The organism is Dolichospermum sp. LEGE 00246, from assembly GCF_015207865.1.
Classification (GTDB): Bacteria; Cyanobacteriota; Cyanobacteriia; order Cyanobacteriales; family Nostocaceae; genus Dolichospermum; species Dolichospermum heterosporum.
Map to the genome: position 1 here is coordinate 1 of NZ_JADEWA010000144.1, position 11,350 is coordinate 11,350.

An 11,350-nucleotide genomic window follows, 5' to 3' on the forward strand; every position below is an offset into this window, starting at 1 on the left:
ATTATATACTTATATTGTATTAATTGAACACAAAATTTACTTTCAGCATTTATTTGCTGCATTTGTTATTACTACATAGCTGAAATCCAAAAAGAAGATGAATTTCTCTCTGTTTCAGTATTATCTCATAGTCTATCAACCTAAGTTGTGGTTTTAGTCACAAAATATTATTTTCTATTGATCAAAATTTTGACCGCGCCAGTAGAGGGTAGGGATGGAAATATCTTGTTGATTCCTTCTGAATTCTGGGCGCAGGCCCTGCGCCCCTACGCGGAAGGGATACGATGATGAAATTTTTTGTTGATTCCTTCTGAATTTTGGGCGCAGGCCCTGCGCCCCTACTGTTCCCTAATATTGCGGCACGGAAGGATCAACTAAAATCGAATAAGCGGAAATGCCACCCGTAATATTTTTAACATTTGTAAATCCTTGAGTAACTAACCACTGGCACATCTGAGCGGAACGGATACCATGATGACAGAGAACCAGAGTTTCTGCATGGACATCAAAGCGAACAGGGACTTGTTGATTCCATTGCTCATATTCACTTAAAGGAAGATTGACAAAACCATCTAGCCGTGATATGGCAATTTCCTGGGGTTCACGTACATCTATTAACTGAAGGGGTTCTTCATTATTTTCAAGCCGTTTGGCTAGTTCCTCAACAGTAATTTCGGAAAAGGGTTGATCAAATGATGTATTTGTCATGCAGTTTTTCTAAAAAATCCTATACTATTCATGTTTGCAGAAAAGCTAGAAAATATAAAGAATGTGAACAGTCAACACTTAACAAAAAATATTAAACTTGGTTTCCTTATAGCTGGCATAATTACGCTTGTACTAGTTTGTTTAGCTAAATTCTCCTGGTTTGCGGAAAAAAGTCCAGTTAGTCTTGTAGTTCACAACTCTCAACCCGCTGCGGCTATATTTGTCTCCAAGTCCTCACCAGCAATGGTTTCATTATTGATCAATCCCGACGGGTTACAGAAAATAGCACCAAAAGGAGAATTTTCTCAACTCAAAAATCGTCTACTGGCAAAAAGTAATATAGATTATCAAGATGATATTAAACCCTGGTTGGGTGATGAAATTACCCTAGCTGTAACTACTATAGATATAGACCGTGATCCAGAGAACGGACTACAGACTGGGTATTTAATGGCACTTGCCACTGCAAAACCAGAGAAAAGCCGTGAGTTTTTGGAGTTGTTATTTTCTCAACGGGCTTTTAGTGGGACTAATTTAGGAATTGAACGTTACAAAGGTGTCAAGGTTATTTATGATAATACTGAATATTCATCAGGGGTAAATATCCAAAATCCAAAATCCAAAATCCAAAATGATTTAGCTGGTGCGGTTGTTAATAATTTTGTTTTGCTGGCTAATCATCCTCAAGTGATCAAGGAAGCAATTAATAATTTACAAGCTCCAGATTTAAACTTAATTAGTTCTCTAGAATATCAAAAAGCTACTCAACAAATCTCTAAAAATGCTGTAGCTATAACTTTCTTAAATTTACCGGAAGTTGGTAAATGGCAAGGGTTAGAATTAGCAGAATCAATTTATAATAGCCAAATTCTCTCTTTCGTTTTCAACTCCCAAGGGTTGCTCACAGAAAGTACATTTTTCACAAATTCCCAGATTTTACCTTCATATTTACCACTATCTCAACCTGTGGGAGCATTACAGTATATTCCAAAATCAACAGCTTTAGCGATCGCCGGCACAAATTTGAGTAAATTAGATAATAGCGATGTAGCAAAACTGTGGAAGCAAGTAACAGCAAGCATTTACGGTTCTAGTCAAGATGGTACGGCTCGATTACTACAGCCCCTAGCAACAATCCAAGACCATTGGAATTTAAACTTTAGCGCAGATATTTTCAATTGGGTAACGGGAGAATACGCTTTAGCTTTATTACCCAATGCGGAAAATACAACCCCTAATTGGTTATTTGTCAGCGAAAAAACCCCAGAATTAGCAGCAGGAATCACACATTTAAATAATATTGCCAGTAGAAGTGGCTTTAATGTTAGTTCCCTAACTTTAGATCAACAAAAAATATCAGCTTGGACAAAAATTACAGCCACAAGTAAAAATAACACATCTATTGATGTTGACACAAAAGTTAAAGGAGTGCATACAACCTTAGATAACTATGAAATTTTCAGTTCCGACTTAAGAACCCTGAAAACTGTTTTGAGTCAAAAGCAAAAATCTCTCCTAGAAAATCCTCAATTTCAAAACAGTATTGCGACAATTCCCCAACCCAATCAAGGGTATATTTATTTAGACTGGGAAAATAGTCAAGATATTCTCAAACGTCAACTACCTTTGCTTAAACTTGTAGAAGTGTTAGGTAAGCCACTTTTTGATAATTTAAAATCCCTGACAGTTAGCAGTTATAGCAGCGAACCAGGAACACTTAAAGGCGGAGTATTCTGGCAACTGCATTAAATGTCAGAATCAGGATATCCACCGATTAAAGGATAGACAGGATGAATAGCAATACAGTTCAGTTAAGAAAACATAGGTTGGGTTGAGCGATATTTTGCGTAATTCTTATAAAAATAAGGATTTTATGACCAATCAGCAAGCCCTAATTAGGGCTTGCTGATAGCGTGGCGTTAGCCATATAAACCTAAAACCATCTAATAACAAAGGGTTTCGCGGATTTTTACCACAAAAAAGTGCCAGGTTTTGGCTAATGGTGTCTCAAAATAGGTGCAAGGTTTTTGAGAGGATGTTTGAAAAGTATCAGAGTTAATCGAGATCCCCCCAACCCCCCTTACAAAAGGGGGCTAAATTCCTCAAAGTCCCCCTTTCCAAGGGGGATTTAGGGGGATCTGCTGTCGCCTCCCTTCAATAGACATCTCCGAAAATTAAATGTGCGTCGTTTGAAACCCTTGTAGAGACGTTCCATGGAACGTCTCTACAATCTTTACCGGGGAAGTCTAATAGAAAACTTATTCAGCAAACCCTAAGTAGGTGAACACAATAAAACCAAACTGTGTAAAGAAACGTAAAATCGCCCAAACCCTCTTCACTCTTGCCTCTTGCATGAGTGCCTTGCCATAACGAAAATTTTCAACGCCAACCTACTTAATTACCAAGTCACGATAATATGGGAGAGTAGCTTGTTGTGCTATCAAGGGTACTATCTCAATGTTCTCTAGACTCCGTGCCGATTTTCGCATTATCTTTGAACGTGACCCCGCAGCCCGGAATTGGTTGGAGGTTTTGTTTTGTTATCCAGGTTTGCAAGCCCTAGTGTTTCACCGCTTTGCACACTGGTTGCGTCGTCTTGGTCTTCCCTTTTTCCCCCGCTTGATTTCTCACATTGCCCGGTTTTTAACAGGTGTAGAAATTCATCCAGGGGCTACAATTGGTAAAGGCGTATTTATTGATCACGGAATGGGAGTAGTAATTGGGGAAACAGCAATTATCGGCAACTACGCGCTGATTTATCAAGGTGTTACCTTGGGGGGAACAGGTAAAGAAAGCGGTAAACGTCACCCCACATTAGGGGAAAATGTCGTGGTTGGTGCAGGTGCAAAGGTTTTAGGAAATATTGAAATTGGTGATAATGTCCGCATTGGTGCCGGTTCGGTGGTATTGAGAGACGTACCATCTAGTTGTACCGTTGTCGGTGTCCCTGGACGGATTATTTATCGTTCTGGAGTCCGGGTTGCACCATTAGAACACAGCAATTTGCCAGATTCAGAAGCCCAAGTAATTCGCACCTTAGTTGACCGCATTGAAGCGTTAGAAGAACAAATTCAAGCTTTGCAAACTCCCGCAAAAACTCCGGTTTTAGTTGGTAAATTCCTTCCAGAAGATGAATTACCAAAAGAACACAATTTTTGTAATATCAGAGATAAACAGATTCAAGAATTCTTTGATGGTGCAGGAATCTAGTACCGCAAGGCGGAAGTCAAAAGTCAAAAGTCAAAAGTCAAAATGAAGACAGCATAGGCTTTTGGAGGATTTAGAATGGTTGGTTTATTTACGCCGTTTTGTACTAGTAGTCTGTCAACCCGAAAATGACGGGTGAAGGCAAGCAGGGGGAGAAAAGAGGCACCGGGGCAGAGGAGTTAGGCGATCGCATCAACAGTCTGTCCTCTAAAGGCGATCGCTTAACCGGGTACTCCTCTATTTTTGTGTTGATACAATCACCTGTGCTTCTCTTAAGACTCTATCGCCCCATAAATAACCCCGGATTACTTCCTGAATCACCGTATTTTCTGCGACATCTGCCCTTGATTTACGTCCTACAGCATACATTGTCTGGGAGTCAAAAGGTTTACCCTGGGCGACAATAGGAACAATACGGCGTTGTTTGAGTATTTCTAAAAGCGATCGCCTAATTAACTCCACTCCCTGTTGATTGCTGGTGAAAATTTCCGTTAATGATTCTGACACTGGTAATTTTTCTGGCTCACTGAATTCAGTATAATTACCATTAATCCAATCTAATAACTTTTCCCAGAAGCCTTTTTTTATTAGTGGTTTTGAGTTTGAGGTAGTAGATAATGCTTCTAGTTCTTCTTGCCAGTAAGTACAAGCCTGATCTAAAGCATCCACAATACCTAGCAAATCTTTGAGGAGTTTCTCCTGCTGCTGTTCAAATTTTCCCGATGCCTGTTTTTGAATTTCTTCCAAACGTATTGGTATCTGTTCTTGCTCTGTCCGAATTACCGCCAATGCTTGTACCAGAGCATCTTGGGTAGAATGCAATAATTTACCCTGTTGCTTAACTTCATGACGGAGAGCAGTCCACTCGGACACCATTTGATAAGGATCAAAGGCATGAGCAGATGATGGTGGTTCACCTAAATATTCAGGGGGTAGTTGTTCTGATTGTAAATAATCTAGAAAATTGGCAAATAAAGCTTCTTTGTCAGTTGTCATTGGTGATTGGTAATTGGTAATTGGTAATTGGTAATTGGTAATTGGTAATTGGTAATTGGTAATTGGTGATTGGTGATTGGTAATTGGTAATTGGTAATTGGTAAAAATCTGTTCCCTGTTCCCTGTTCCCTGTTCCCTGTCCCCTGTCCCCTGTTCCCTGTTCCCTGTTCCCTGTTCCCTGTTCCCTGTTCCCTGTTCCCTGTTCCCTGTTCCCTGTTCCCTGTTCCCTGTTCCCTGTTCCCTGTTATATGAATTATTTAAAATGTGGCACGAATTAGATCATCTAAGCTAACTTCTAGTTGCGCCAGGGATTTTTCTCGCAACTGTTTTAATATCTCTGGATTCAATTCTGCTTCTAGGGGACGCAATTTCAAGAACTCCTCCGATTGACTTGTCTCTCCTTTGCGAAGTGCCTCGTAAGCTCCTCGAATTGCTTTAAACTCTTCTGGATAAGTATGCGCGGGGAATTCACGTAATTTGGCATGATAAGCCGCTTTAATTTGGGCGCTGGTTGCTCCTGGTGAAATTCCTAAACGTTCGTAGTAGTCAGCCATAAATAATTTCCCATTAAGATGACATCAATTAAACTATCAGTCTTCATCTGCGTTTATCTGCGTTTATCTGCGTTCAATTACTCTTGATATTTTACTTTTACAACAATTCCTGAAAACCCGCTTTTTTTCTACCCTTGCGTTTTTTAGATGGAGATGAATTTCTAAAGATAAAGTCTAAATCTATTCCATCTTCTTCGTCTTCATCATCTTCATCATCTTCATCACCTGAGAAATCAGGCATATTGTTTAACATCATTTTTTTGAGTTCTGGAAGCACCCGTTCAAACTCCGCTGGAGACATTTTATTGCCAAATAATTTTTTAATCATCCCTTCTAATAAGTCATTCATATCTGACATATCGAGATTGTCAAATTCATCTGTATCTGGCATAGCACTCTGAGTTTCTCTATCATTAACAAATGCCTGTTCTTCTCGAAATGCTTGTAAGGCTTTGGCATCTTGTAGGCGACGGGCTAATTCAAATCCCTGTTGTTTTAATTGTTCATAGTTTGGGTGATCAACGTGGTAGGTAGTGGCTCTAGCTAATAGCAATAAAGGGTTTTGTGGTTCTCGACGGAGTGCTTCATCTAGGAACGGTACAAGGGTTGTAATTTCGCCAAAACGGCGGGCTTGAAGTTGAATATTTGCCAGAGCGCTACCTGGCTGGGGCATGGTGTCGAGATAGAAACGCACGGGAAGTTCTAGTTTTTTGGGACTATTTTCTTTAACGGCTAAGATAACTAAATTGGCAACTCTAGCTTCTGGGTATTCTATGGATAGGTTGATTAACTTTTGCTGATACTGACTTAGTAAAGCAGCGATGCCTTTTTCCCGTTTGGCAAAGAGTTGAATCGAAAGGGCGATCGCTTGCAATACGGAAATTTGTTCTTCACCTGCTAATCTTTGGAGGAGATTGTCCCATGCTTCGACTGCGGCTTTTTGGTCTAATGAAACCCGACCACCGGAATTGGGCGGACTTTGGACTGCATTCACGAATATTTGACAGGCACGGATAGGCGGATTTGTGGGATCTTCTGTCTTCACAAAACGGCTAAATAAGGGATAACTTAACGTAGAGAGCGCATCTACCCAAGGCAATGTTTCTACTTCAAGTTCAAGATTCAAGTCGCCAAAATGCTTACCAAATTTGCGTCGAGCTTCATTGAATGCTTGTTTGTTATCTAGTATCTTCCAACAGTGCAGCAACATTATATAAACTTCTTCATACCGACATCCATTTTCTAATGCTTGGGTCAAGAGTGCGATCGCTTCATCATAATTTTCGTCTCCTGCTTCAATTAATCCCTTACGTCCCAGCACTTCTGGTGATGTGGGACAGATTCGTTCTGCTTGTTGCACAGATCCCAAAGCAGCCCGATCACGATCTATTGCTATGTAAGCATCTGCCATCCAGCAGTGGAGATGTGCTTGGGTCAGTTTCAATCTTTGTGCAGGCCATTCTTGAGGGTTTCGTTTTGCTTCCTGTTCTAACCACTTCAAAAACCGTGTCAACAGGCGTGAACGTTCTTGATCATGATCATTAGCATCGAAAACTTCTAAGAGATTGATTGCCAATTGGGGGTTAAAGGGTTGCTCTGTCAACAAAGGCTGCCAGAATAGTTCAGCACAACTTGGTTCTTCTTGATTCAGTGCTTGTTGTCCGGCTAGGGTAAGTAGCAGTGGACGGAGACTTTCTAGTTCTGGAAAGCGTGGGGAACGTCGCTCCATCTTCAATAGCAGATGGGCGGCATCATGGTGATTACCTTGGTCAATCAGTTGCAACATTCGCAATATCGCTAATGCCTGTTGGCTGTTTTTATCTACTGTTGTTCGTGAATTTATAAATTGGAAGGGTTTTTGTTCTGTTCTTCCATGTTGAAAAATCGCCAATCGCTCTAAAATTGGATGCTCCAAATACTTTGGTTGACCATATGAAAGTGATTTCAGCCCCAAAAGACTGGCCGCAGCATCCCAATTACCACTGACTTGTTGAGTATAAACAATCCAAGCTATGGGCAAGTCTCCATCGGTGACGGCTCGCTTAATTTTCTGAAAAGATGTTAAAGCTGTTTCTGGTTGACCATTTTTGAGTGCCAGAACACCTCGTACCCAGTGGAGTTGATTAGCACTAAAGCGTTTAGATTGTTCCTGAATTAATTGCTCAACTGTAGCGGTATCTCCTTTGAGGAACAAGAGTTTTAGGTAAGAGATGCTGTAGTCTTTCGGTAGAGTACCTGCCTCAAAAGCATTTCTAAGTAATTTTAATGCCGCATCTAATTGCTTCAATTCCAATAAACATTTAGCTTGCCAGTAATGAACTTCTCCCACCAAACCAAATTCTAGAGCGCGAGCAAAGGATTTTTCTGCCTGTTTAAAATCTTGTTTCTGAAATTCTTGCTGACCCCGTAGCAACCAAATTTCTGATTCTGGGGGTGTAAATTCAATATTAGGGTGTAATCGCTGATTTTTCTTGATTTCTTCTAATGCTTGCCGATATTTTTTTTGGTTCAGCAATTCTTGCAGTTGCTTCTGGAAGGAGTTTTCCGCAACTTTTGTCTCTGTGCTAGAGACCTGTGGTTGTGAGTGCTGTTTAGACTGATGTTTAGCCACTGGGCTTTCTTCCTAATTGTTGTTTGATTGCTTGATTACTCTTGCAAGCCTAGTCCCTTTAGGGCTGGGTTACTGACAGTTAAGGGCGGCTCCAACTACTTTCTTAATTTCTATATTAGTAGGCAGTTCGCATTAATGTTACAGGGATTTGTAACATTTGGCTCTTGAGTACATAATATGCAAAATCTGAACAAAGAAATCTCATTAGCGATATTTTTGAATATTATGGCAAAATTTTGGCTCTTTGCCCTGTTAAGAGTTCCCCGTTAGGAGTTCCCTATTACCGACTGGTAACTTAGGATAATAAGTACGTAAGAGCCTAAGTAGGTGAACATAATAAAACCAACCTGTGTAAAGAAATGTCAAATCGCCCAAACCCTCTTCACTCTTGCCTCTTGCATGAGTGCCTCTTGCATGAGTGCCTCTTGCCTTGCCATAACGACAATTTTCAACACCAACCTACTTAACATTTTCCATTCAGAGAGTATCTGCAAAGTTTGTTTACAGCATATACTGAGAGAAATTTTTTACCACTTATCAGACTTTTCTCATGCGATAATTGCATGAATTAATTGTCATTAATAATATGAATACCAATAATATGGCTTTGCAGAAAACATATATTCACACTGAATTAAGTTAATATTTTATGGGGCATTATATGGGATATTATATTAACACCAATATATTGCACTCAAACCAAACAGGAGAAACTGCTATTGCCATTGAGTAATCATCAACAAAATCACAAGTCCACAAAAAAATTACTACCGAAAATGCAGGTGAATGCAAAGCAGTTAATAACTCAGGTGACAACGGTATCATCTGGAATCTTGACCAGAATAGCCAGCAGCGATAAACCTTTTTATCGTCGTTTTTGGTTTTGGGCAGGATTAGGTGTTAGTAGTGGGATCATTGCTTTCCATTACACAATCTTAGAAATAGATAAAAATTTACCAGATCAGTCCGCACTCAGAGCATTGGTACGAGAGCAAACACTGACGATTAAAGCTGCTGATGGTAGTGTGCTACAACAGCAGGGAGAAGCTACAAGAGAGCAACTGAAAATAGAGCAAATACCAGATACTTTAAAGAAAGCTTTTATTGCTTCAGAAGATAGAAGATTTAATCAACACAATGGATTTGATCTCCAGGGAATTGCCAGAGCAGTTATCAATAACTTGCGATCGCAAAATGTGGTAGAAGGTGGTAGTACCATCACTCAACAGGTAGCGCGAATTCTCTTTCTCAAACCAGAAAAAACCTTCTGGCGTAAACTCAAAGAAGTCCGACTATCCCAAAAAATAGAGCGAGAATTGACTAAAGACCAAATTCTGGAACGTTATCTCAATCTCGTATACTTAGGTTCTGGGGCTTATGGCGTGGGAGATGCCGCTTGGGTATACTTTAGTAAATCCGTTGATCAACTGACTTTATCAGAAATGTCTACCTTGGCGGGTTTAGCTCCTGCACCTAACGTCTACGCCCCCGACAAAAATCCTAAAATAGCTACAGAACGGCGCAATCTGGTGTTACAGCGGATGCTGGAAGATGGCATCATTACACCCGCCCAAAAACAAGCCGCGACTGAGGAAGCATTAATAGTTAACAGCAATTTACCCAAACGGTTACAAGTTGATTTTCCCTACTTTACAACCTACGTTCACAAGGAATTGCCAAAGTACGTTGCCGCTGATGTTTTGGCTAGTGGTGGTTTAATAGTAGAAACAACCTTAAACCCAACCTCGCAAAAAGCCGCAGAAGCCGCAGTAGCCAAGATATTAAAAAATGAAGGTCGGTGGCAAAACTTTAAACAAGCGGCTATGGTGGCCATAGAGCCTGGGAGTGGCGAAATTCAGGCAATGGTCGGCGGTAAAGACTTTGGTAAAAACCAGTTTAATCGTGTAACCCAAGCCCAACGACAACCAGGATCAACCTTTAAGGCTTTCGTCTATGCTACAGCGATCGCTACTGGTAAAAGTCCCTATGATAGTTATTTAGATGAACCCTTATCAATAGATGGTTATGAGCCAAAGAACTCCCATAATAAGTTCTCCGGTTGGTTAAACATCAGAGACGCGCTCACCAAATCCATCAATACAATTGCGGTAAAAGTCTTAATAGAAACAGGTTTTGAACCCACCATTAAACTTGCCCATGACATGGGAATTAAGTCAGAACTCAAACCTAACTATTCCTTGGCGCTTGGTTCTAATGAAGTCAACTTATTAGAATTGACCAACGCCTATGGTACATTCGCCAATCAAGGCAATTATGTAGAATCTCATGGCATTCGTCGCATCCTCAACCGCGAAGGAGATGTCATTTGGTCAGTTAAATATAAACCCAAACAAGTTCTAGATGCTGACAGCACTGCCATCATGACTTGGATGTTAAGAAATGTTGTCACCGATGGTACTGGTGCTGCGGCTCAATTAGATGATAGACAAGTTGCCGGCAAAACAGGTACTACTGATGAATCCCGTGATTTATGGTTTATTGGTTATATTCCTCAGTTAGTGGCTGGGGTGTGGTTAGGGAATGATGATAACACCCCTACCTATGGTAATAGTGGTAGTGCAGCTTATGCTTGGCATGAATTTATGGCAGAAGCTCTCAAGGGAATGCCTGTAGAAAAGTTTCCCCGACGACCTAATTTAGAAAATCGTAAAGGTACTATCAAAGCCCAACCTCTTAAACCAAGAAAACTTATCTATAAGTCGGTTGATGATAATAATCAAAAATCAGATGAGGACAATACCGATAATTCTGATTCCTCAACTAGACGCAGACGTAGAAGCAGAAGAACATATAGTCAATCAGACGATTCATCAAATTCAGAAGAAAATCGGCCAAGACGAAGACGACGCTATAGTCAAGAGAATAATGATACATCTTATTCTACCCGTCGCCGCCGCAGACGCAGTGAGGAATCCAATGGCGATTCCTCTTCTCAATCATCTCGTTCCCGACGCAGCCGCAGTCAAGAATCAGCACCGTCTAGATCATCTTCAGAAAACAACAGTCCTGGAGGATCTCCATCATCACAACCTTCCTGGAGAGAAAGACTTAAACCCGATTCTTCAGGAAATAATTAAAATCAGGAGTATGGCTAACGCCACGCTGCGCTATCAGGAGGTAGGGGCGCAGTCCCTGCGCCCAGTCAGGAGTATGGCTAACGCCACGCTGCGCTATCAGGAGAAAGAAGAAAGAAGCAAGAACAAAGAAGAAAGAAATTTCTCCCCAACTCCCCCAACTCCCCCAACTCTGTCTC

Annotated in this window: 7 protein-coding genes; 3 read left to right on the forward strand and 4 right to left on the reverse strand. The window is 40.7% G+C overall.

What is annotated here, in order from left to right; translation table 11 throughout:
• Positions 1 to 348: 348 nt before the first annotated feature.
• Positions 349 to 708 (reverse strand): rhodanese-like domain-containing protein, encoded by a 360-nt coding sequence (locus IQ228_RS11730; RefSeq protein ID WP_027402643.1) that lies wholly within the window; start codon positions 706 to 708, stop codon positions 349 to 351.
• A 30-nt stretch (positions 709 to 738) separates the two neighbouring features.
• Between IQ228_RS11730 and IQ228_RS11735 the strand changes: the two genes are divergently transcribed.
• Positions 739 to 2,457: a DUF3352 domain-containing protein gene (locus tag IQ228_RS11735; protein ID WP_193962917.1), complete on the forward strand. Its 1,719-nt coding sequence runs from the start codon at positions 739 to 741 to the stop codon at positions 2,455 to 2,457.
• A 708-nt stretch (positions 2,458 to 3,165) separates the two neighbouring features.
• Positions 3,166 to 3,918 carry a serine O-acetyltransferase gene (gene cysE / locus IQ228_RS11740; protein ID WP_027402645.1) on the forward strand — a complete coding sequence of 251 codons (753 nt, stop codon included), beginning with the start codon at positions 3,166 to 3,168 and terminating at the stop codon, positions 3,916 to 3,918.
• Between the two features lie 234 nt (positions 3,919 to 4,152).
• Here cysE and IQ228_RS11745 read toward each other — a convergent pair whose 3' ends face one another.
• The 3 genes from IQ228_RS11745 to IQ228_RS11755 form a co-directional block, all read right to left on the reverse strand.
• Positions 4,153 to 4,911 carry a nucleotide exchange factor GrpE gene (locus IQ228_RS11745; protein WP_193962918.1) on the reverse strand — a complete coding sequence of 253 codons (759 nt, stop codon included), beginning with the start codon at positions 4,909 to 4,911 and terminating at the stop codon, positions 4,153 to 4,155.
• A 257-nt stretch (positions 4,912 to 5,168) separates the two neighbouring features.
• Positions 5,169 to 5,465 carry a J domain-containing protein gene (locus tag IQ228_RS11750; RefSeq protein WP_027402647.1) on the reverse strand — a complete coding sequence of 99 codons (297 nt, stop codon included), beginning with the start codon at positions 5,463 to 5,465 and terminating at the stop codon, positions 5,169 to 5,171.
• A 97-nt stretch (positions 5,466 to 5,562) separates the two neighbouring features.
• Positions 5,563 to 8,076, reverse strand: coding sequence for a tetratricopeptide repeat protein (locus IQ228_RS11755; protein ID WP_027402648.1), 2,514 nt, complete (start codon positions 8,074 to 8,076; stop codon positions 5,563 to 5,565).
• 719 nt (positions 8,077 to 8,795) lie between these two features.
• Here IQ228_RS11755 and IQ228_RS11760 point away from each other — a divergent pair.
• Positions 8,796 to 11,174: a transglycosylase domain-containing protein gene (locus IQ228_RS11760; protein WP_370566877.1), complete on the forward strand. Its 2,379-nt coding sequence runs from the start codon at positions 8,796 to 8,798 to the stop codon at positions 11,172 to 11,174.
• Positions 11,175 to 11,350 lie beyond the last annotated feature (176 nt).

Excerpts from the sequence above, each read along its gene's own strand:
- IQ228_RS11750 (WP_027402647.1), bottom strand. The coding sequence starts at position 5,465 with ATGGCTGACTACTACGAACGTTTAGGAATTTCACCAGGAGCAACCAGC.
- cysE (WP_027402645.1), top strand. The coding sequence starts at position 3,166 with ATGTTCTCTAGACTCCGTGCCGATTTTCGCATTATCTTTGAACGTGAC.
- IQ228_RS11730 (WP_027402643.1), bottom strand. The coding sequence starts at position 708 with ATGACAAATACATCATTTGATCAACCCTTTTCCGAAATTACTGTTGAG.
- IQ228_RS11735 (WP_193962917.1), top strand. The coding sequence starts at position 739 with ATGTTTGCAGAAAAGCTAGAAAATATAAAGAATGTGAACAGTCAACAC.
- IQ228_RS11745 (WP_193962918.1), bottom strand. The coding sequence starts at position 4,911 with ATGACAACTGACAAAGAAGCTTTATTTGCCAATTTTCTAGATTATTTA.